Origin of the sequence: Algoriphagus halophilus (assembly GCF_041729275.1) — a bacterium.
Taxonomy (GTDB): Bacteria; Bacteroidota; Bacteroidia; order Cytophagales; family Cyclobacteriaceae; genus Algoriphagus; species Algoriphagus halophilus_A.
Genome location: NZ_CP146486.1, coordinates 2276261 through 2298455, shown reverse-complemented (window position 1 = coordinate 2298455; position 22195 = coordinate 2276261). Strand labels below are relative to the sequence as shown.

15 protein-coding genes and 6 pseudogenes are annotated in these 22195 nt (G+C 38.8%); 15 read left to right on the top strand and 6 right to left on the bottom strand.

Going from position 1 to position 22195, the window contains the following annotated elements; translation table 11 throughout:
- Positions 1–2 precede the first annotated feature (2 nt).
- From V8V91_RS12285 to V8V91_RS12260, 6 genes and pseudogenes are all read left to right on the top strand, one after another.
- Positions 3–947, top strand: a complete 945-nt coding sequence (locus V8V91_RS12285; RefSeq protein WP_373400323.1) for a lysostaphin resistance A-like protein — start codon at positions 3–5, stop codon at positions 945–947.
- Positions 931–1137, top strand: coding sequence for a putative signal transducing protein (locus tag V8V91_RS12280; protein WP_074225375.1), 207 nt, complete (start codon positions 931–933; stop codon positions 1135–1137). The genes V8V91_RS12285 and V8V91_RS12280 overlap by 17 nt, the downstream gene beginning before the upstream one ends.
- Positions 1121–1959, top strand: a pseudogene (locus V8V91_RS12275) (phosphatidate cytidylyltransferase). The gene V8V91_RS12280 and the pseudogene V8V91_RS12275 overlap by 17 nt, the downstream one beginning before the upstream one ends.
- 70 nt (positions 1960–2029) lie before the next feature.
- Positions 2030–3307 carry a Glu/Leu/Phe/Val dehydrogenase gene (locus V8V91_RS12270; RefSeq protein WP_373400322.1) on the top strand — a complete coding sequence of 426 codons (1278 nt, stop codon included), beginning with the start codon at positions 2030–2032 and terminating at the stop codon, positions 3305–3307.
- 74 nt (positions 3308–3381) lie between these two features.
- A pseudogene (locus V8V91_RS12265) lies at positions 3382–4040 on the top strand (phosphatidylserine decarboxylase family protein).
- Between the two features lie 68 nt (positions 4041–4108).
- Positions 4109–4612 (top strand): hypothetical protein, encoded by a 504-nt coding sequence (locus V8V91_RS12260; protein WP_373400321.1) that lies wholly within the window; start codon positions 4109–4111, stop codon positions 4610–4612.
- Here the strand turns inward: V8V91_RS12260 and V8V91_RS12255 are convergent.
- From V8V91_RS12255 to V8V91_RS12230, 6 genes and pseudogenes are all read right to left on the bottom strand, one after another.
- Positions 4609–4908, bottom strand: coding sequence for a hypothetical protein (locus V8V91_RS12255; protein ID WP_373400320.1), 300 nt, complete (start codon positions 4906–4908; stop codon positions 4609–4611). The two genes, V8V91_RS12260 and V8V91_RS12255, sit on opposite strands and share 4 nt — an antisense overlap.
- Positions 4901–5077 carry a hypothetical protein gene (locus V8V91_RS12250; RefSeq protein ID WP_373400319.1) on the bottom strand — a complete coding sequence of 59 codons (177 nt, stop codon included), beginning with the start codon at positions 5075–5077 and terminating at the stop codon, positions 4901–4903. The genes V8V91_RS12255 and V8V91_RS12250 overlap by 8 nt, the downstream gene beginning before the upstream one ends.
- On the bottom strand, positions 5074–5586 hold the full coding sequence (locus V8V91_RS12245) for a hypothetical protein (protein WP_373400318.1): 513 nt from the start codon (positions 5584–5586) through the stop codon (positions 5074–5076). The genes V8V91_RS12250 and V8V91_RS12245 overlap by 4 nt, the downstream gene beginning before the upstream one ends.
- A 56-nt stretch (positions 5587–5642) precedes the next feature.
- Positions 5643–6324: pseudogene (gene mnmD, locus V8V91_RS12240) on the bottom strand (tRNA (5-methylaminomethyl-2-thiouridine)(34)-methyltransferase MnmD).
- Positions 6321–6803 (bottom strand): 2-C-methyl-D-erythritol 2,4-cyclodiphosphate synthase, encoded by a 483-nt coding sequence (gene ispF, locus V8V91_RS12235; RefSeq protein ID WP_373400317.1) that lies wholly within the window; start codon positions 6801–6803, stop codon positions 6321–6323. Before ispF ends, mnmD begins: the two are co-directional and overlap by 4 nt.
- Positions 6800–8040, bottom strand: a pseudogene (locus V8V91_RS12230) (M16 family metallopeptidase). Before V8V91_RS12230 ends, ispF begins: the two are co-directional and overlap by 4 nt.
- A 203-nt stretch (positions 8041–8243) precedes the next feature.
- Between V8V91_RS12230 and bshC the strand changes: the two are divergent.
- The 9 genes and pseudogenes from bshC (at position 8244) to odhB (ending at position 22136) form a co-directional block, all read left to right on the top strand.
- On the top strand, positions 8244–9803 hold the full coding sequence (gene bshC, locus V8V91_RS12225) for a bacillithiol biosynthesis cysteine-adding enzyme BshC (protein ID WP_373400315.1): 1560 nt from the start codon (positions 8244–8246) through the stop codon (positions 9801–9803).
- Positions 9800–10333 carry a 5-formyltetrahydrofolate cyclo-ligase gene (locus tag V8V91_RS12220; protein WP_373400313.1) on the top strand — a complete coding sequence of 178 codons (534 nt, stop codon included), beginning with the start codon at positions 9800–9802 and terminating at the stop codon, positions 10331–10333. Before bshC ends, V8V91_RS12220 begins: the two co-directional genes overlap by 4 nt.
- A 138-nt stretch (positions 10334–10471) precedes the next feature.
- Positions 10472–10894: a hypothetical protein gene (locus V8V91_RS12215; RefSeq protein WP_373400311.1), complete on the top strand. Its 423-nt coding sequence runs from the start codon at positions 10472–10474 to the stop codon at positions 10892–10894.
- Positions 10895–11509: 615 nt separating this feature from the next.
- Positions 11510–11761 (top strand): carboxypeptidase-like regulatory domain-containing protein, encoded by a 252-nt coding sequence (locus V8V91_RS12210; RefSeq protein ID WP_373400309.1) that lies wholly within the window; start codon positions 11510–11512, stop codon positions 11759–11761.
- A gap of 128 nt (positions 11762–11889) precedes the next feature.
- Entirely contained in the window at positions 11890–14664 is a 2775-nt protein-coding gene (locus V8V91_RS12205; RefSeq protein ID WP_373400307.1) for a SusC/RagA family TonB-linked outer membrane protein, read from the top strand.
- Between the two features lie 19 nt (positions 14665–14683).
- Positions 14684–16327: a SusD/RagB family nutrient-binding outer membrane lipoprotein gene (locus V8V91_RS12200; RefSeq protein WP_373400306.1), complete on the top strand. Its 1644-nt coding sequence runs from the start codon at positions 14684–14686 to the stop codon at positions 16325–16327.
- A 19-nt stretch (positions 16328–16346) separates the two neighbouring features.
- Positions 16347–17291: a hypothetical protein gene (locus V8V91_RS12195; RefSeq protein ID WP_373400304.1), complete on the top strand. Its 945-nt coding sequence runs from the start codon at positions 16347–16349 to the stop codon at positions 17289–17291.
- 460 nt (positions 17292–17751) lie between these two features.
- Positions 17752–20545 (top strand): annotated as a pseudogene (locus tag V8V91_RS12190) (2-oxoglutarate dehydrogenase E1 component).
- A 69-nt stretch (positions 20546–20614) separates the two neighbouring features.
- A pseudogene (gene odhB, locus V8V91_RS12185) lies at positions 20615–22136 on the top strand (2-oxoglutarate dehydrogenase complex dihydrolipoyllysine-residue succinyltransferase).
- The last annotated feature ends 59 nt before the right edge of the window (positions 22137–22195 follow it).

Sequence of the window (22195 nt, the reverse complement as noted above, 5' to 3'; positions counted from 1 at the left end):
ATATGGAGATTTACGAAACCAACTCAGAAATAGCTCAACGGAAAAACTGGCTTTTATCCCTGATTGTCATTGTTTTAGTAGCTATTGGGGTATTAGTTTTATTGCAGGGAATCGCTTTGGCCCTTGTTCCGGTCTTATTTAAAATCCCAGTAGAAGACCTTTTGGGGCTAATAAATGGAGAATTTGACGTGCCCAATGGTAGAATGGCCATGCTTTTTGTCCAAGGAATTGGATCAGGAATTGGGTTTTGGGTGGCAGCTTGGGTAATTACCAGATTTATTGATAAGGCGAACTTGCAATGGAAAGTACAAATTTCCAGATTTCAGTGGAATGCTTTGTTAATTGTTCTTGCCATTACTGTTGGCGGGATGTTCTTTAACTCTTTGCTGGTGTACTTAAATTCTAACTTGGCTCTTCCTGAATCCATGGCAGGACTGGAGGCCTGGATGAAAGAGACAGAAGAGCAATTAATGGAATTGACCAAATTTTTGACAGATTTTCAGACGATTCCTGAGTTGGTCACAGGGATTTTAGTCATCGGAGTCTTTGCGGGCATTGGTGAAGAAATGTTTTTTAGAGGTTTGGTTCAGGCCAAAATGCACCGTTACCTAAAATCTGGGCATTGGGGTGTTTGGTTGACAGCCATTATTTTCTCGGCAATTCACCTTCAGTTTTATGGCTTTTTACCCAGAGTTTTCTTAGGTGCTATTTTCGGGTATTTATACCTGTTTACCGGAAGTCTGCTATATCCAATATTAGCCCATATTTTCAACAATAGCTTTACCGTCATCATGGTATACTTATCCAATCAAGGGATGATTGATTTTGATTTGGAGTCTACGGATGATGTTTCTTATTCAGCAGCATTTTTAGGCTTATTGGTACTTGTAGTAGGAATCTATTACCTTAAGAAAATTAATTTGCCCGAAAATGGAAAATTGGATTAAAGTATTTGAAAGTGACATGCAGGTCCGGGCGGAGATAGTCAAGGGAGTCCTGGAAGAAAATGAAATTAACGCAGTAGTTTTAAATAAGAAAGAAACGATCTATCATGTGTTTGGTACTTATGAAGTATTGGTACAGAAAAAAGACCTGCTGCTTGCAAACAATATAATCCAGAATGAGATCACGTTTTAATATCAATAATTACAGCAATCTGGGGCAAAGAGCCATCACCGCATTTTTCGGAGCCTTGGTAGTTGTAGGGGGAGTATTTATTCAGATTGGACCTATTTCTTCATTTTTGCCGTCATTCTTGGCTTCTCTCAAATGGAGTTTTACAAATTATCTGGCTTGGATGGAATGTTACCTCTAAAAAGTTTTGGAACCTTTTTAGGTCTCATGATTTTTACCTTGACATTTTTGATAGAAAAAGAACAGTTCCCTCATGAGTATTTGTACCTCATGTTCCCCCTGGTGTCTTTAACCTTATTTATTAAGCTGTATCGAAAAACAGACAAAAAACCATTTACTGGAGTTGCCTTTACCTATCTGGGGATTTTTTACGTAGCCGTTCCATTTTCTTTATTGAATTTGGCGGTCTTTTCTGTGGACCAAGTGTACCATTTTGAAATCCTAATTGGCTGTTTGTTGATATTATGGGCAAGTGATACAGGGGCTTATTTTGCAGGAACAAAGTTTGGTAAAACGAAGTTATTTGAACGTGTATCCCCGAAGAAATCCTGGGAAGGATTTTTGGGAGGTGCATTTTCAGCGATAGCCGTAGCCTTTGTGTTGGCAAGGTATTTTCATGTAATTGAAGATTGGAAATGGTTGGTCATTGCAGGAATCATTATCATAGCCGGAACATATGGAGATTTGATTGAGTCCTTGTTCAAACGTTCTATAGAAATTAAAGATAGTGGTCATATTTTGCCAGGGCATGGAGGATTTATGGATCGTTTTGACGGATTGTTACTTTCGGCCCCTTTTATTACCGCGTTTTTGAAAATATTCTAATTCCTGTATCTGTATACTGAAAATCTACTTAATTTTGCGTCGAATTTGATATTCTAAATAAAAACCCAATATGGCTTATATCGAACCGGCTCCAATAATGGATAAAGAAAATCCATTGGAGTCAATGATGGAGAGATTTAACATTGCCGCCGAAAAACTTGGTCTTTCTGATGAGGTTTATAGCGTCTTAAAAAATCCCGCTAAACAAGTAATCGTTTCCTTACCGATTACCATGGATAATGGAAAAATTCAGGTTTTCGAAGGAATCAGAGTAATTCATTCAAACATTCTAGGTCCTGCCAAAGGTGGTATTCGATTCGCTCCGGATGTTCATTTGGACGAGGTAAAAGCGTTGGCTGCTTGGATGACCTGGAAGTGCGCTGTCGTGGATATTCCCTACGGTGGTGGTAAAGGTGGGGTTCGTTGCAATCCTAGAGAAATGTCAAAGGGAGAGATCGAGCGATTAGTTCGAGCTTATACTTTGGCGATGATCGATGTGTTTGGTCCTGATAAGGATATTCCTGCTCCTGATATGGGTACAGGTCCAAGAGAAATGGCTTGGTTGATGGATGAGTACTCCAAAGCACAAGGGATGACGATCAACGCAGTAGTAACCGGTAAACCTTTGGTTTTAGGAGGTTCTTTAGGAAGAACTGAAGCGACTGGTCGTGGAGTGATGGTTTCTGCTATGGCAGCCATGCAAAAATTGAAAATCAACCCTTTCCAAGCGACCTGTGCAGTACAAGGTTTTGGAAATGTAGGGTCTTGGGCTGCCTTGTTGTTGGAAGAGAGAGGTTTGAAAATCGTTTCAGTTTCTGATATCTCCGGAGCATACTACAATAGCAATGGGATCAATATCCAGGAAGCTGTAGCGTATAGAGATACCAATAATGGAACATTAGAAGGTTTCAAAGGAGCTGAGAAATTATCTGATCCAGGTGAATTACTGCTTTTGGATGTAGACGTCTTGGTTCCTGCAGCGGTAGAGGATGTCATTACCATTCACAATGTGGAGAAAATCAAAGCCAAGCTAATTGTGGAAGGTGCCAATGGACCTACCTCAGCTAAAGCAGACGCCATTATCAATGATAAAGGAATCATGGCTGTACCAGATATTTTAGCGAATGCTGGTGGGGTGACCGTTTCTTACTTTGAATGGGTACAAAATAGACTTGGTTATAAATGGACAGCTGATCGTGTAAACAGACGTTCGGACCGAATCATGAAAGATGCTTTTGATCATGTATATCAAGCATCTCAGAAATATGAGGTGCCGATGAGAATTGCGGCATATATTGTAGCAATTGATAAAGTTGCTAAAACTTATACTTATCGTGGAGGGTTCTAATATTTAATCAATCCATCAAATAGTTTATCTTTGAGGCGTGGATTTAATCTCCACGCCTTTTATTTGACCCAGATATGACAATACACAGAGAAGGTAGAGTTTTGCTTTTTGGATGATGATCATCCTTGTAGCGTTGAATTACTTGCTTTATTACTTCATGCCAGAGCAAACAGTATTGCTCAACATATCCATGTTAGGCAGTATTATAATTTACGTGCTGGTTCTTCAATTCTTTAGAAATCCGGTTTTTCCGCTTCCTAATGATGAAAACTTGGTTTATGCTCCAGCAGATGGGAAAGTAGTAGTAATTGAGGAGACCTTTGAGGATGAGTATTTAAAAGAAAACAGAAGGCAGGTTTCTATTTTTATGTCTCCTGTGAATGTTCATGTAAACCGTTCTCCGATCAAAGGAGTGGTTGATTTTTTTCAATACCATCCCGGCAAATACCTAGTAGCATGGCATCCAAAATCCAGTACAGAAAATGAAAGAACTACCATGGTGATTCGTCACGCTAAAGGTACTCAGATTTTGGTGAGACAAATCGCAGGTGCCGTAGCTAGAAGAATCAAATGGTATGTAAAACCTGGTTCTGAATTGGAGCAAGGGGGAGAGTTCGGGTTTATTAAGTTCGGCTCTAGAGTAGATTTGTTTTTGCCTTTGGATGCAGAAATTTTGGTTGATTTGGAACAAAAAACCAAAGGTGCTAGAACTCCTATTGCAAGATTGAAATAAAAATAGGGGGATCACATATTGTTTTAGTTGGTGAGTTCGTTATGAAATCATCAACTAATTTGATTTTTATGAAAAGGGCTTCATCTTTTTTTCTTTTCCCATTGCTTTTAGTGTTTTTCATTGCTTGCAACGAGAAGGAAGAACCAAAATCACCACTTATTGGGACTTGGGAAAGCAAAGTTTTTGTCGACTCGCTGAATTATTGGGTGATAGAAACACTTGAGTTTACAAGTGACAGCACATTCAATATTCAGACTACGGTAAGGTTAACTGAAGGTGGAGACGATTTGGGATATAGAAACATCCTCATGGGGGATTATACCCTCAATGGACTTGATTTTATCTATTTTATAGAGGAGGGATTTAGGATGAGTAGATTCTACACTACCAGTGAACCACCTTTTTATGTTCCAAAAGACGAATTGAGACCTTTTTTGGTAGATTTTTCTGAGCCAAATGGGCCAACGGAACTTATATTTTCTGAGGGTCAAAACCAGATGGAGATTTCATATGGATGCCCATCCTTTGATGGGATTTGCCCTATTACAAAGATCTATGTGAAGAGAAATTAAGTAGATTTTTTGATCCTGTAGATCCAATACCCTAGTCCAAGGGTGCTGGGAAAAATCAGGGTAGTCCATTCAAAAGTCCTGCGGGTATCAAGCATTTCATTGATGGTTTTGTCTCGTTCTGCCAATGCTCTTTTCAATGCCTGCACATCTTGCTCCAATTTCAAGGTAATGGCCTTATAGTCTTCTCCTGTTTGTGTGGCTACTGTAGTTTCTATATCCCCAATCATTCGAAGTTCATCCATGATCAAATTGTCCTTCGCCAGGATTCTTTCAAGCCATTCATTGGTCTCAATCATGTCTTTTTTGGTGCGATTTCCAAAGTTCCTGACTTTTTACTTTCACTTTTTTCCATTCAGCAGTCAAGGCATCACGCTCTTGGACCATGCGTTCCAGTTTAGCTTTGCCTGCCTTGGTGAATTGAGGTGGAGTAATGGATAATATCAGAAGTAAAAAGCCAAGTATCATTCTTTTTTTGTGAAAATTGGAATGGAAGACAGTTGTATAGGATTGTCAAAAGATATTTTATCTCTGACAAAAAGCCAACCAAAAGTGATCGTTCCTATGAAAAATATCAGTGTGGCTAATTCAAATTTGCGTTTTTCCAGTCGAGAAGCATTCACTTCATACCCCTTTTGAGTCAATGCATTTTTGAGCTTTTGGATATCCTGTTCCTGTGAAAGTGTGATGGTTTTATATTGCTCATTTTCCGAAAGGATAGAAGAATGGTCAATCCGATCACTTAATTGTAGCTTTTGAATAATTGCATTGTCTTTTTCAATTATCCGCATAGCCAAGTGTCCTTCAGGCGAAGGTCGGGATTCTAAAGCCACTCCCATTACTGTTGGAGTGTTTCTCTTGGTCTCTTGAAGTTGGTAGAGTAAGTTTTGACGCTCTTTCAATAAATTCTCTACTGGAACCTGAGCAATTATTTGGAAGGGGAGTAAATACACCCAGAAGAATAAGATACTTTTCATGATAGTAAAAGGTTGGTTTCCCTTCACATCTTCCAAAGCTTATTCCAAATTAGAAATTATTTTTTCCAACCTCGGGTCATTTCCTTTTTACCTGGAGGTCCTGGCAAAGTTTCCACTTCTAATCCAATTTCTTTTAAGTCCCTTTTAATTGGCCTTGGGCACAGTAGGTTGTGAATATCCCTCCAGGGTTCATTGAGTCAAAAACCTTTTGTAAAAGAGGTTTTTCCCATAATTCGGGCTGTTTGCTTGGTGCAAAGGCGTCAAAAAATACCACATCGCTTGGATATAATGTTACTTCTTCAAGGCTGGTTTTTCTTTTTTCATATTGAAATATTCTGAAACGATGGCGCCTTTACCCCATTCCATTTTATGCAATTTTTGTAGATATGGCTTATAATGGAAAAAGCCATCATCGAGATCACCGTAATTCAATTGAGAATATATTTCCTCAGAAAGTGGAAATGGTTCGATAGTATGATATAAAACAGGAATTTGATTTTGTTCTGCCCAAATCAAGGTAAGCCAAGCATTCAGGCCGGTGCCAAAACCAACTTCAAATATCCGTAGAGGTTTTTTAGTTGGATTTTCCATCAACCAAGAATCAATCCCATAAAGCATGAAGACATGTACAGACTCTTTCAATGCTCCATGGAAGCTATGATAAGTTTCTTTGAGCTCTTCATTATAAAGGGAATGGGAACCGTCTTCGGTTGTGATGATTTTTAATTTGTCGCTCATACATGATAGATTAATGCCACACAATAGGCCGAAATACCCTCTTCTCTGCCTACGAAACCAAGCCATTCGGTGGTAGTTGCTTTGATGGATATTGAACTTTCAGGAATATTCATCACTTCCGCTAAGCATGATTTCATGGTTGGAATGTGAGGATTTACTTTTGGCACCTGAAGACAAATGGTAGCGTCTATGTTGCCTACTTCAAACCCTGCCTCCCTGATTTTTTCCATCACTTCTTTCAACAGTATTTTACTGTCTATCCCTTTAAATTGGGGGTCTTTGTCCGAAAAATGATATCCAATGTCTCTCAGATTTGCTGCACCTAGAAGTGCATCGCAAATTACATGAATCAATACATCTGCATCCGAGTGACCAACAGCTCCTTTTTCATGTTCTAGTTTGATTCCACCTAGCCAAAAGTCATAACCTTCTTTCAACTGGTGGACATCGTATCCCATGCCTATTTTAAATGCGTTCATAAAGGAAGAGATTTATAATGTATGACGTTAGAGTTTTCTTCCACTAGGATTTTGGATGCCCAACTGGAAATCTCCTCTGCCTTAATTTTCGATTTATTTTCAAACTCAGTCATGTATAACTCCGGACTACCCAACGATGCATAATAAGCAAGGTTAAATACCCTGTTTAATAGCTGGATAGATTCATAGGATTTCATGGCTTCGCCTTGATTTTTGATTTTTTGAAGAGATTCTTCAGAGATTTCTTTACTGAGGAATGCCTGGATTTCTTCTTCCAAAGCTTGTTCTCCTTCCTCAGAAGTAACCCCAGAGTCCATTTTTCCTGAAAATACCAAAAGACCTGGATCTACGGAACCCAACACATAAGCACCTACAGAAGCGAAAAGTTTTCCTTTTTTTACAAGTTTTTGCTCCAAAATGGATGATTTGCCAAATCCTAGTAAATCGGATATCAAATCTGCCGCAGCATATCCTTCGGCCAGTTTACCTGGCATTTTGTATGCTTTATATAGTGCATCTGTAGGAACTTTTGCCTCTATTGTTTTGACTCGCTTCTCTTGTTGAATAGGTTCAGGAACAACAGCTAATAATTCCTGCTTTTTTGATGGGATAGGACCAAACCATTTTTGCGAAAGCCTTTCAATTTGGGATTTGGTGACATTTCCGCCCACGACTAAAATGGCGTTTTCTGGGCTGTAATAGGTTTGGTAAAAATCCCAGACATCTTTGCGCTGGTAATTTTCAATGTCGCTAAGGTGCTGCCCAATGGTAGGCCACCTATATGGATGTTTCACATAAGACAAGTCTCTTAAGTGATGCCAAATGTCGCCATATGGTTGGTTTAAGTACCGTTGCTTGTATTCTTCTATTACTACTTTTCTCTGAGTCTCGATGGTTTTATCACTTAATGTGAGTTGAAGCATACGATCAGATTCTAGCCAAAAAGCTGTTTCTATATTGCTGGCAGGAAGGGTGATGTAATAGTTGGTAATGTCTGGACTGGTGAAGGCATTACATGAACCACCAACGCGTTCTAATTCTCGGTCAAACACGGGTACATTTTTGGAACTCCCGAACATCAAATGCTCAAAAAATGAGCAAGTCCAGTTTTTCCGACTTCTTCATTTCTGGACCCTACTTTGTACAGTAAATTAAAGACCGCCATTTTACTGCTTGGGTCTTCATGGACAATAACCTCAAGTCCGTTGTTTAAGAAAAATTGATGGTATGGTAGCATGTTATTTGGCCGACAAAGCTAAGGTTTTCCTGAAATTGGGTGAAACAGAAAGCTTAAAACTCCGTTTGGTTAGTAATATTTTAAATGAATCATCCCAAGAAATTACCGTTAATCGAAGCTTTTCAATTTTTTTACAAAAAAAACCGAACTTTGGTTCAAGACACTAAGTTAGCTTCCCAAAATATACTTCACCCCATCCAACCATGAAAAAACATTGTGTAAGTCTCCAGGAAACAGGACAATTTTCAGATTTTTTTTTGGATTACTTAAATGGGAAGGAGCAATTAAAACCTTTTTATTCGCTTGAACCAAAGTTGGAAAGTTTTTCAGAGGCGATCAAGAATAAGAATTTCTCTAATAGTGCCCGGGAAACATTGGTGAAGGAGCTTCATTCGCAATATGAAGGAATTGAAATCAGTGAGAAGGTAAAGACTAATATTCAATCTCTGGCGCTTGACCAAACCTTTACTGTCACCACTGGGCATCAGCTGAATTTATTTACTGGGCCTTTGTATTTCATATACAAGATTGTATCTACCATCAATCTTGCTAAACAGTTGTCTCAAAAGTATCCGGTAAATAAGTTTGTTCCGGTATATTGGATGGCCAGTGAGGACCATGATTTTGATGAAATCAACTATTTCAAGCTAGATGGGGAAAAATACCAGTGGAATTCTGATCAGACCGGTGCAGTGGGAGATTTCCATCTGGACGATTCCTTTCAATCCTTTTTAAAATCTGTTTCCTTTGCTCCTGATTTTTTTAAGGAAGCTTATTCCACCTCCAAAACCCTTGCTGAGGCTGTAAGGAAATATGTAAATCATTTATTTGGAGAACATGGGTTGGTAATATTGGATGGGAATAGTCCGGCATTAAAAAGTCAATTCAAGGACGTGATTCAGGATGATCTATTCCTTCATCATTCGAACCAAAAAGCTGAAGAGGCCACCCAAAAGCTGGAAGAGTTAGGATACAAGGGACAGATTTTTCCAAGAGAAATCAACTTCTTTTACTTACATCAAGGGATTCGGGAGCGGATAGAGCGATCGGGAGATGAGTTTAAGGTCTTGAATACCGAACTTAAGTTTTCGAAAACTGAACTAGAGAAGTTAATTGAGACAAATCCAGAGCGCTTCAGTCCGAATGTAGTGTTAAGGCCATTATATCAGGAGGTAATTCTACCTAATTTAGCTTATTTAGGAGGTCCAGCAGAAGTCATCTATTGGCTACAGTTAAAAGGAGTTTTCGATTACTTCGAGGTTCCTTTCCCTATTTTGCTTCCTAGAAACTTTGCTTTGTTAATAACTCCTCTAATTAGAAAGAAAATAGTTCAATTAGGATGGGATGAGACCCAAATCTTTGAAGATTATGATTCTTGGAAAAAAGAGTTTGTTCGTTCTGAGGCCAGTATGGATTTGGAACTTCAAGAAGAAAAAGAATTGATTTCTTCTTTGTTTGAGAAGAAGGGAGCAGAAGCGGCTTTGCTCGAAGGAAGTTTGAAAGAAGCTTTTGCAGCAGGTAAAGTTAGGTCTCTTAAGATTTTGGACCAGATGAGCCGTAAATTAAGAAAGGCAGAGGAAAAGAAACAGCAAGTCCAACTAGATCGAGCCTTGGCCATCCATGCGTTCACCAAACCAAATGGGTCACCACAGGAAAGGGTGGTCAACATGATGCAGTTTTATTTGTCTTCTCCTGAACTTATTGATGATTTGGCTGCCTGTTTTGATCCTTTGGATTTCAGAATGATGGTTCTAGATCTATGAATACTGAGAAGGAGCAGATTAGGCAATTATTTAAAGAAAAAAGGAAAGCTCTTTCTCCTGAAGAGGTACAGGGGCAGTCTGAATTGGTTTTTAGACAATTTCAAATTTGGTTCAATTCACACCCTAAGATTTCCCATATCCATATTTACTTACCCATTGCCCATCAAAATGAGATCAATACCCTATTGATTCGGGATTATTTGCTGGCTCGAGGTAAATCTGTTTATACTTCTATTGTAAAAACAGGATCACTTCAGCTGGATACGGTAAAGATTGATTCCAACACCGATTTTGTCAATAATAAATGGGGGATACCAATACCTCAAAAAGTTACGGTCATTCCTCCAAATAAGATTCAATTAGTACTAATTCCTCTTTTGGCTTTTGATATAAAGGGTAATCGGATTGGTTTTGGGAAAGGCTATTATGATGTTTTTCTTTCTGGATTAGATAAGAAGGTCCTAAAAGTAGGATTGAGTTTTTTAAGCCATTACTTCAAATTCCATCCGAAATGCACGATATCCCATTAGATTATTGTATAACTAGCGAAAAAGTTTTTACTTTTTAGCAGTTAATTATTCCATACTTAAGATGATGATGAAACACTTGTTTGTGGCGGCAATACTTTTTGTTGCCTTTTTTCGGGTATTCCGGCGGCAAAAGCCCAATTGAAAGCTTATAATACGTCAATTGGAATTAGAGGAGGGACAAGTGTGGGTGGATCTGTAAAACGATTTGTTACGGATCGTGATGCAGTGGAGTTGATGGTATTTACCCGTTGGAAAGGATGGGTCGGTAATTTGTTGTACGAGCGCCATATGAATATTCGAGAGTTTGAGGGTTTGGAATGGTATGTTGGTGCTGGAGGGCATTATGGAATGTGGAAAGTTGGAAAAAGTGAACCACCATGGGTCTATAAAGCAACCGAAGACTATGCTGCATATGGATTGGATTTAATCGTGGGGCTTGATTATAATATTGACCATTCCAACTGGTTTATCAGCTTGGATTGGAAGCCTTCGTACAATTTTCAAGACTTTACTAACCTTTGGTGGGACGAAACAGCCTTCACTTTAAGATATTCCTTTTAATTTTACGAAATCTCTAGATTTTTAAACCTGTTTTTAAATTTTTGACAAAAAAAGAGAGATAAAAATAATTTTTTAGACCCTTGGCCATCAGTTTTCGCAGAATTATCATTTTTATCTCTTGTTAAAATAAAATAATAAGAATAAAATTTGTTCAAATCCTGTAAAGCATAGAAAAAATTCCTAAAAACGGCTTTAAATAGGTTGGAAATTCCAAAAAAATTTTTTTTCCAATCTTTAATTTTTTTTTCGAAACCTGATTTTTATGATTTTTCAAAATAATGTTTTGTAAAAATCAATTATTGCATACAAATCAGTTAAAATTTGTTAAAATGATACAATAAACCAAATTATTACTGTTTGTCACCGCTAAAACAAATAATCAACCGCTAGTTGACGATTTTTCGTTAAAATTGTAATTAAAATAAAAAAATATGGATTAAAGTAATTTTAAAAAGTCTAATGTGATTTTATAAACTTAATATTGAACTTTGGTAAGTATTTTTTGTTGGTAAGCACTATTTTGAAATTAAAATCAAATAATTTTTCTTTACGCTTATCAACTAAACTAAATACCTTATGAGAAAAGCTTTACTCTTTGTTGTTGCGCTTTTCACCATGGCCCTCAGTTATGAGGTGTCGGCGCAACAACGGGTAATTACCGGTACGGTAATTTCCGAGGAAGACGGACTAGGTTTGCCGGGTGCAACCGTCCTCGTGAAAGGTACGACAGTGGGTACTACCACCGATTTGGATGGTAATTATTCCATTAACGTTCCTGCGGGTTCTGACGTATTGATTTTCTCTTTGTCGGTCTTGAGACTGCTGAAGAGACGATCGGTAATAGAACCATTATTAATGTTACCCTGACAACCGACGCTGCACAGCTATCCGAAGTGGTAGTAACTGCGATTGGTATCGAAAGGGAGAAAAAGCCTTGGGTTATGCGGTTACCACTGTAGGTGACGAGCAACTTGAGAATCGTCCTGAGCAAGACGTTGCCCGCGTTTTGCAAGGTAAAGTTCGGTGTAAACATCACCTCTACTAACGGTATGTCTGGTTCTGGTACGAACATGGTAATTAGAGGTTACTCTTCTGCTACTGGTTCTAACCAGCCTTTATTTGTAGTAGATGGTGTTCCTTTCAACACAAGTACTAACGCAACCAATGGATTTACTACTGGTGGTGCTACTACTTCTTCTCGTTTCTTGGATATCGATCCAAATAACATTGAGAGCATGTCTGTTTTGAAAGGTCTTTCTGCGACTGTACTTTATGGTGACCAAGGTAGAAACGGTGTAATTTTGATTACTACCAAATCTGGTGCATCTAAAAGAAAAGCTGCTGAAGTAACAATTAACCAGTCTGTATTCTCCAATACGGCGGCATCATTGCCAACTTATGGTACTACTTATGGTAACGGTTTCCAGCAAGCTCCAGGATTCTTCTTCTCTAACTTTGGTCCTAGATTGGATGAAGGAATTCAAGTAAATCACCCTTACGCTTCATCTTCTGTAGCGTCTGTAAGAGAAGCGTTTCCTCAGTTTTGGGTAGACGGAATCGTAGGAGGTACACCTATCAAGTATGATTACAAGGCGTATGCGGATCCATCTGAAGTATTCTTTAGAACTGGTTTAATCAGTAATACTTCCGTTCAAATTGCTGGTGGATCTGACAGAACTGGTTTCAGTGCAAGTTTCGGTTACACAGATGAGGAAGGATTTACTCCAGGTAACGAATTGAAGAAGTATAACTTTGGATTGGGTGTGAATTCAGCGATTTCTGATAAATTATCTGTGAAGTCTTCCTTTACGTTTGCGATCACTGACTTGGAGTCTCCTCCAGTTAACGCAGCGTTTGGTTCTGGACCATCAGGTGGTATTCCATCTGCTTTTGCTCACGTATTGTATACTCCAAGATCTGTGGATTTAGGTGGTCTTCCATTTGAGAATCCAACTACTAGAGGGTCTGTTTATTATAGAGGTGGTAATGATATCGTGAACCCATTGTGGTTAGTGAAGTATTATCAAAACACTTCTGATGTGAAGCGTTTCTTCAACTCTACCTCAGTAATTTATGACGTCACTGACGATTTCTCTATCACTTATAGAATTGGTTTAGACACCTATACTGAAACGCAAGAGAAAAGATATAACAGAGGTGCTGGATCTGGTAGTGCAGCAATTCAATCTGGTCTTTATGAAACTGCAAATATTGTAAATACAATCTGGAACCAGGATTTGATCCTAAATTGGAAAAAGGATTTCTCAGATAAGTTTGGTATGAGTGCATTATTGGGAGGTAACTCTAGATATGACGTATTCAATAGAACTGGTATTGAATCTCAAAACCAATTGGCATTCGGTTTATTCAACCACTCTAACTTCACAAGTCAATCTTCTGGAGGCTTGAATTATAACGAAGAACAAAGAAGAATGGGGGTTTATGCCAACTTGACATTTGATTATGCAAATTATTTGTATTTCAACCTTTCTGCTAGAAATGACTGGACATCAACTGTAGAGAAAGAAAATAGAAGAATCTTGTATCCAGGAGCTTCCGTTTCCTTCATTCCAACTACTGCATTTGACTGGAACTCCTCTACTTTGAATGATTTGAAATTGAGATTGGGCTACGGTACTTCTGCTGGTTTCCCAAGTCCTTATAGAACAAGAAATGTCTTGAATCAGGATCCTCAAGCATTCTTGAGAGGTGGTCAATTGACTCAAACTCACTCTGTAAGTAATAGATTGGGTAACCCTAACTTGAAGCCAGAGCTTCAGGAAGAATTGGAATTTGGTGTGGAGGCAGTAATGTTCAACAACAAATTGAGATTTGATCTTTCTTTGTACGAGAAGAATACAAGAGACTTGATTACTTCTGCTCCAATTGACCCATCTACTGGATTTACTTCTACTGATATTAACATCGGTAAGATTAGAACTAGAGGGGTTGAATTCCAGGCTACTGTTACTCCGGTTTCTACAGCTTCAGGATTTACTTGGAATTCCACTGTTAACTGGGGTCTTTATAGATCAGTAACAGTTGAATTAGGTGAAGGATTGGATGAGATTGTTGTAGCTGGTTTTACCACACTAGGTAACTTTGCTATTCCTGGTGAGCCTTTCAACATCATCAAAGGTTCTGGATTTGAAAGAGATGAGCAAACTGGTTTGCCAATCATTTTATCAACTGGTCTACAGAAGCAAGATGCTGATCTACAAGTCTTAGGTGATCCTAACCCAAGATGGAATGGTTCTTGGATTAACACATTTACTTTCAAAGGATTTACTTTGAATGCAATGTTAGAGTACAGACATAAGGGAGCAGTTTTCTCCAATACTGTAACAGGTACATTGGCTAGAGGTGTGACTAAAGATCCAGTGGTAGATAGAGAGATGACATTCATTATGCCAGGTGTGAAAGAAGATGGAACTCCTAACGACATTCAGATCACCGCTTCTGATTACTTCTTTGGTGGTTACCACCTAGGTGCTGATGAAGCGAACGTATTTGATGGTTCTATGATTCGTCTTCGTGAAGTATCATTGGGTTATGAATTACCTACTAGCTTGATGGCTAAAACTCCATTCAAGAGAGCTTCTATCGCAGTAAGTGGTAGCAACTTATGGTTCAAAGCGTTGAACTTCCCTCCAAACATGAACTACGATGTGGACGTGTTGGGTACTGGTGTTGGTAACGGTCTTGGTTTCGACTTTGTGACTGGTCCTAGCTCCAGAAGATTTGGTGGAACTGTAACTCTTGCATTCTAATCCCAAAACTGAAACTACTATGAAAAAATTAATATATAGTTTGTTGTGTGCAGCAACCATGTTATTTGCGACGTCTTGCGACTTAGATTTGCTAGACAACCCAAATGCGGTAACTGCATCAACAGCTTCTCCTGATTTCCTACTTAATAGGATTCAACTTGATTACAAAGATTTTTATCAGGGTATTTCTAATACAGGAATGTCTTTGACAAGAATCGTAAACCAAGGTAGTGCATTGTATGAAAATGCTTATACAGTACAGTCTACCAACGGATGGTGGTCCAACTCTTACTCAAATATTCTTGCGGATATTGCTTTCTTAGAGCCTATTGCTGAAGAAGGTGATTTGCAAAAGCATTTGGGTATTGCGAAGACTATTAAAGCAATGGTGTTATTCCATTTAGTAGATGTGTACGGAGATGTTCCTTATTCTCAGGCAATTGATCCTGCAAACTTCAATCCTGAAGTGGATCCAGGCCAGTCTGTATATGAAGCAGCTGCTGCTTTATTAGACGAAGCTAAAACGCACTTTGCTACTGCTGGTTCAGGTTCTCCTAATGATTATTATTACGGAAGAAACTATACCAAATGGACTAGATTGGTAAATACCTTGAAACTTAGATATTTCTTGAATCTAAGATTGACTCAAGAAGGTGCTGCTAAAGCTGGAATCGATGCGTTGAAAGCAGAAAATAACATGCTGAAAGTAGGAGATGACTTCATCTTTAGATTCGGTACTTCTACTGCTAACCCAGATTCTAGACATGGTAACTTTGCTGGAACTTATACTTCTGGTGGGGGTACTTATCACTCTACTTATTACATGTGGCATATGACTGAAGCCAAAGGTTTTGATGATCCAAGAGCTAGATTCTACTGGTATCGTCAAGTTTTGGTGAATTCAACTAACGTGGATGAGATTGAGTGTATTGCTCAGATTGCTCCTCCTCATTACCTAGCTGGTGGATTCATCTACTGTCTTCCAGGTGAAAGAGGATATTGGGGTAGAGATCACCTAGATCCAGACGGTGTTCCACCAGATGGTTTGAAAAGAACTGTATGGGGTATTTATCCTGTAGGTGGAAGATTCGATGATAATTCTGCTACTCCTGTGAATAACCCTACTTTAGGAGCTCAAGGTGAAGGTTTATATCCAATCATGTTAGCTGCTTATGTTGACTTTATGCTAGCAGAAGCTGCTTTAGAAATAGATGGTGATGCGGCTGCAGCAAAAGGTTATTTGCTATCTGGTATTGAGAAGCACATGGATTATGTAACTGGCTTTGCCTTAAGTACTCGTGAAGCAGCCAATATCAACAGTTTCTTTGATTCTCAAGATACTTCTCTTGATGAGGACATCGAAGCATACCTAGGTTATGTAGGTGCGGAATTTGATAATGCCTCTAACAAGATGCGTGTCATCGGACGTGAGTACTGGTTGTCTCTTTTCGGTAATGGTGTAGAAGCTTATAACTTGTATAAGAGAACTGGTGAGCCTGGAAATATGCAACCTGGTCTAGAAGCTAACCCAGGTAACTTCCCAAGATCTTTCTTGTATCCTAACAACTACATGGTTACCAATACAAACGCAACTCAGAAGTCTGGGCTTGATGTTCAAGTATTCTGGGATAATAATCCTGCAGGTAATTCTTGGGTTTACTAACCAAAAAAATTGAGATAATATGAAAATGTTAAAATATACTTTTGGTTTATTGCTTGGTGCCTTAGTATTCCTAAGCTCTTGTAGAGACTTTGTAGAACCAAATATCCCTTATTCGGAGTTTGATACTGCAGCTTACTTGAGAACCATAGCGAGAACCAGTATCACTTTCAACTACTTTAGTTTAGGTAGTTCGAAATTTGCCTTAACCCTCGAGGCTGTGGATATTGAGGATGGCGCTACAGTCGAGACTGTAGAAATTAAGGTGCAGCATAGAAGATTGATTCCTGGTGTTGGATTGGAGTATACTCCTTCTGAGCCAGTGTTGATCAAGACTCTTTCTGCTTCTGATTTTGCTCCAAATACAGAGTCAAGATTCTTAAGAACTTCTTTTGAAATTTCTGCTTCTGAAGCTATCTCCGCTGTGGGTCTTACTCCAGGTGATATCGAAGGTGGTGATGTATTTGAATTCAGCTTAATCCTGAATGATAATAAAGGAAGATCCTTCAATAGAGAGAATGTTTCTGGTAACGTAGCTGGTGCTCCATTCTATGATTCACCTTTCCAATATTTTGTTAACGTGATTTGTCCTTCTGATTTAGGAGGTACTTATGAATTCACTGCTACTAATATGGATTCAATCTACGGTTCTTGTCCTGGTACTATTTCTGGTACCACTACATTTACTCCAATTGCTAGTTCTCCAGGAGCTTATTCAATTACTGATGGAACCTTCGGTTTCTGGAATTGCTATGGTGATTCATGGGGAAGTGGTAACGTAAGAATCAATGATGCTTGCGGTAACTTGTCTATGACAGGATCTGATAAATATGGTGCTAGCTATTCCATGACTGTACTAAGCAGTACTCCAGAGGAATTAGTATTCACTTGGTTGAACTCTGATGGTGAAACTGGTGAAGTAACACTTATGGCTCAAGATGGTAAGCCATTGCCAATTCTGAACTAATAAAAAGAGTAATTTGATTTTAAGCGGTGCTATTTTTAGCACCGCTTTTTTAACCTTTAATTCATTGCATGGAATCAATTCATTATATAGGTTCAGGTAATTATAGTGATTCCAAAAGACTTTAATTTTAATAATTTAATGCCTTTTTAGTCCTTTTTGATTACCATTTGCTAACTGGTTTAGAATTTTTAGTTTGCATGAGACTAACCATATTTTTCAAAATCTTCATTGGGTTAGTTTTATATCACAAAACAATATTGGGATATTTTAGGTTAACCTAATTGCATTAACTGCTAGATAGGTATCGTTTATTCTTTTACAAAATATCCTTCTTAAACTTAGTAGGTCTCTGATTAATAAAGATATTTGGTAATATGAATTGAATATTTGAAGATGCAAATATGCAGTTTTTTTATATCAACGTAACCCCATAGTTTTGTGGAGATCTGATTAACCCATCATGGATAAATTTTCATTTATTGCCAACGCTCATGTATCCTATATCGATGAGCTATACGCTTCCTACAAAAGCGAACCTAATTCAATTGACCCTAGCTGGAAAGAGTTTTTCGAAGGTTTTGATTTTGCATTGACGAATTACGATGTTGAATCTTCGGATGTAGCTCCTTCTTCTAATGGAAAGCCTCAACCAAAAAATGGCGCTTTGGCTACTCCAGGTACCATCATGGACATGGAGCAACTTCCAAAAGAAATAAAGGTGAGAGCCTTGATTCATGCATATCGGTCTAGAGCCCATTTAAGATCCAAAACTAACCCTGTTAGAGAAAGAAGAGATCGAAAAGCGCTTATAGATCCAGAATATTTTGGATTGGGAGCTGATGATATGAATACCGAGTTTCAGGCAGGAAATGAAATTGGTATAGGAAAAGCGAAGCTTTCTACCATCATTGATTCTTTGAAAAAGATATATGAAGGCCCTATTGGATTTGAATATTTATATATCCGTGATCCTGAAATGCTGGATTGGTTTAAGACTAAGGTTGAAAAAGAAGCCTTGGCCTTTAATCCACAAGTTGAAGAAAAGAAAAGAATTCTTTTTAAACTGAATCAGGCGGTTGTTTTTGAAAACTTCCTTCATACCAAATACTTAGGACAGAAAAGATTCTCCCTTGAGGGTGGTGAAAGTACTATTCCTTTCTTGGATGCGGTGATTACTACCGCTGCTTCATTTGGAGTGGAAGAAGTGATGATCGGGATGGCTCACCGAGGCAGATTGAACGTATTGGCTAATATCATGGGTAAAACCTATGAACAAATTTTTTCTGAGTTTGAGGGCACTGCAAAGCCTGATTTGACGATGGGGGATGGAGACGTGAAATATCACATGGGATATTCCAGTGATATCGTGACTCCGGATTCCAAAAAAGTTCATTTGAAATTAGCTCCTAACCCTTCCCACTTAGAGGCTGTCAACCCTGTGGTAGAAGGATTTATAAGAGCAAAGATCGATACAGAGCATAAGGGGGATAAGACAAAAGCACTTCCAATATTGATCCATGGTGATGCGGCTGTGGCTGGTCAAGGAATTGTGTATGAAGTAACCCAAATGGCGGATCTTAAAGGGTATAATACTGGTGGTACTATCCATTTTGTGATTAATAACCAAGTCGGATTCACTACAGATTTTGATGATGCCAGGTCCTCTATCTATTGTACGGATGTAGCGAAAATCATTGATGCTCCCGTGATCCACGTCAATGGGGATAATGCAGAAGAGGTTGTTTTTGCGGCGAAACTAGCTGCAGAGTTCAGACAAAAGTTCAGCAGAGATATTTTTGTGGATATGGTGTGCTATAGACGTCATGGTCACAATGAGTCAGACGAACCTAAATTTACCCAGCCGGAACTTTACAACTTGATTTCAAAGCACCCCAATCCTAGAGAGATCTATGTAAAAAGATTGACTGAAAGAGGGGATATTGATGCCAAGATTGCCTCTCAAATGGATGCTGAATTCCGTCAATTGCTTCAGGATAGATTGAATATGGTCAAAGAAAAGCCATTGCCCTATCAAGCAACCAAGTTTGAGCAAGAATGGGGTAACTTACGAAGATCAACTCCAGCTGATTTTGATCAATCTCCTGAAACCGGGATTGATGAAGGTACCATTAAGGTAGTGGCGGAAGCCTTGACCACTGTTCCTAAAGGATTTAAGCCGATCAAACAGATTGAGGCACAAATGAAGCAGCGTAGCAAGATATGTTCTTTAAATCCAAAGAGTTGAATTGGGCTGCGGCAGAATTATTGGCTTATGGTTCCCTACTCACTGAAGGGAAACAAGTAAGAATTACTGGGCAGGATTGTCAAAGAGGTACTTTTTCGCATAGACATGCGGTGATCCATGATGCGAACACCAATCAACCTTACAACTCTTTATTAGAGATGAAGGAGAGAAAAGGATTGTTCCAAATTTACAATTCCTTGCTTTCAGAATATGCTGTGCTTGGCTTTGAGTATGGTTACGGGATGGCTAATCCTAACTCATTGACGATTTGGGAAGCACAATTTGGAGATTTTGCCAACGGTGCTCAAACAATGATTGACCAGTTTATTTCTTCTGGTGAATCAAAATGGCAGCGAATGAATGGTTTGGTAATGCTACTTCCTCATGGATATGAAGGTCAGGGGCCTGAGCACTCCAATGCCAGACCTGAGCGATTCTTACAGTTGTCTGCGGAATACAACATGGTGGTGGCCAATATCACGGAGCCTTCCAATTTCTTCCATTTGTTAAGAAGACAGCTTGCTTGGGAATTTAGAAAGCCATGTGTGGTTATGTCTCCAAAATCATTGTTGCGTCACCCAAAAGTGGTATCTCCTATTTCTGAGTTTACATCCGGTTCATTCCGTGAAGTAATTAAGGATACAGCAGTGGATGCCAAAAAGGTAAAACGTGTTATTCTTTGCTCTGGAAAAATTTACTATGATTTGGATGAAGCTAGAGAAAAAGAAAAAGTAGAAGATGTTGCGATTGTAAGAATTGAACAAATTCACCCACTTCCAAAAAGCAGATTGTTGATGTTTTGGCAGAATATAAAGGAGCTGAGGTAGTTTGGGTTCAAGAGGAACCAGAAAACATGGGATATTGGAATTATATCCTAAGATTGCTTTACAAAGAGCTTCCAATGGATGTCATTGCTAGGAAATCATCTGCTTCCCCTGCAACAGGTTACAATAAAGTCCATGTGGAAGAACAAAAAACAATTGTTGCTAAAGCTTTAAAACTGAAATAATCCGAAATAATCATATCATTTTGTTCCAACTCTCACTATTGAGATAGTAAGAGTAAAAAAGAAAAACTCATGAGCAAAGAAATTAAAGTGCCTGCAGTAGGCGAATCCATTACCGAGGTTACCGTTGGGCAATGGTTTAAAAATGATGGAGACCAGGTTCAAATGGATGAGATCCTTTGTGAATTGGAATCTGACAAAGCTACTTTTGAACTGCCAGCAGAAGCAACAGGAATATTAAAGATCAATGCACAAGCAGGTGATACCTTAGAAATTGGAGCCGTTATCTGTACAATAGATGAGGAAGGCGTTGCGGCTACTTCCTCTCCTTCAGAAGCACCTAAAAAGAGGAAACCAAGAGTGCAGGACCTTCCACTACCGGGGAAGTTAAAGAAATGATTGTACCAACAGTAGGAGAATCAATTACAGAGGTAACTCTTGCCAATTGGTTGAAGAATGACGGAGATTATGTTGCCTTGGACGAAATTATTGCTGAGGTAGACTCTGATAAAGCAACTTTTGAATTACCTGCAGAAGCTTCAGGGATTTTAAGACATGTTGCTCAAGAAGGAGATGTGTTGGAAATTGGAGGATTGATCTGCAAGATTGAAGTGACTGAAGGTGCGCCTAAAGCAGCAGAATCAAGTGCTCCAGAAAGTGCTTCACCAGCAGCAGCCTCTGGATCTACAAATTATGCAACTGGACATGCTTCACCAGCAGCATCAAAAATATTAGCAGAGAAAGGTATTTCTCCTGAATCTGTATCAGGCACAGGAAAAGACGGTAGAATCACTAAAGAGGATGCCCAATCTGCTCAGAAAGCAGCTCCTGCACCAGCACCAGCCAAAGCAGCTCCTGCACCAGCGGCAGAACCATCGGCTCCAGTATTAGGCTCTAGAAATGAAAGAAGGGAAAGAATGTCTTCTCTTCGTAAAACGGTTGCCAAAAGATTGGTTTCCGTGAAAATGAAACGGCTATGTTGACCACATTTAATGAGGTGAACATGAAGCCGATCATGGATTTGAGAGCTAAGTTCAAAGAACAATTCAAAGAGAAGCATGGAGTAGGTCTTGGATTCATGTCCTTCTTTACCAAAGCTGTCTGTGTAGCTCTGCAAGAATGGCCAGCAGTAAATGCCAAGATTGATGGAAATGAAATGGTCTTTAACGACTACTGTGATATTTCGATCGCAGTTTCTGCTCCAAAAGGACTAGTTGTGCCTGTCATCAGAAATGCTGAGGCAATGAGCTTTGATCAGATTGAAAAAGAAGTGGTGCGATTGGCTGTAAAGGCTAGGGATAACAAGCTTTCGATTGAAGAAATGACTGGAGGTACCTTTACCATCACCAATGGTGGAGTATTTGGATCCATGATGTCTACTCCAATCATCAACGCCCCTCAATCTGCAATTTTGGGCATGCACAATATTGTGCAGAGACCAATGGCAGTAAATGGAGAGGTGAAAATTCTTCCAATGATGTACATAGCATTATCCTATGATCATAGAATCATCGATGGTCGTGAATCTGTAAGCTTCTTGGTAAGGGTGAAAGAATTACTTGAGGATCCGACTAGATTGTTGTTTGGAGTTTAAGTTTAAATTGTACAAGGTAAAAAGTACCATGTACCAAGTAATCAATCATAGAAAATAAT

Bases quoted from the DNA above. Each gene is read 5' to 3' on its own strand.
- V8V91_RS12285 (WP_373400323.1), top strand. From the start codon at position 3: ATGGAGATTTACGAAACCAACTCAGAAATAGCTCAACGGAAAAACTGG.
- V8V91_RS12280 (WP_074225375.1), top strand. From the start codon at position 931: ATGGAAAATTGGATTAAAGTATTTGAAAGTGACATGCAGGTCCGGGCG.
- V8V91_RS12270 (WP_373400322.1), top strand. From the start codon at position 2,030: ATGGCTTATATCGAACCGGCTCCAATAATGGATAAAGAAAATCCATTG.
- V8V91_RS12260 (WP_373400321.1), top strand. From the start codon at position 4,109: ATGAAAAGGGCTTCATCTTTTTTTCTTTTCCCATTGCTTTTAGTGTTT.
- V8V91_RS12255 (WP_373400320.1), bottom strand. From the start codon at position 4,908: ATGATTGAGACCAATGAATGGCTTGAAAGAATCCTGGCGAAGGACAAT.
- V8V91_RS12250 (WP_373400319.1), bottom strand. From the start codon at position 5,077: ATGATACTTGGCTTTTTACTTCTGATATTATCCATTACTCCACCTCAA.
- V8V91_RS12245 (WP_373400318.1), bottom strand. From the start codon at position 5,586: ATGAAAAGTATCTTATTCTTCTGGGTGTATTTACTCCCCTTCCAAATA.
- ispF (WP_373400317.1), bottom strand. From the start codon at position 6,803: ATGAACGCATTTAAAATAGGCATGGGATACGATGTCCACCAGTTGAAA.
- bshC (WP_373400315.1), top strand. From the start codon at position 8,244: ATGAAAAAACATTGTGTAAGTCTCCAGGAAACAGGACAATTTTCAGAT.
- V8V91_RS12220 (WP_373400313.1), top strand. From the start codon at position 9,800: ATGAATACTGAGAAGGAGCAGATTAGGCAATTATTTAAAGAAAAAAGG.
- V8V91_RS12210 (WP_373400309.1), top strand. From the start codon at position 11,510: ATGGCCCTCAGTTATGAGGTGTCGGCGCAACAACGGGTAATTACCGGT.
- V8V91_RS12200 (WP_373400306.1), top strand. From the start codon at position 14,684: ATGAAAAAATTAATATATAGTTTGTTGTGTGCAGCAACCATGTTATTT.
- V8V91_RS12195 (WP_373400304.1), top strand. From the start codon at position 16,347: ATGAAAATGTTAAAATATACTTTTGGTTTATTGCTTGGTGCCTTAGTA.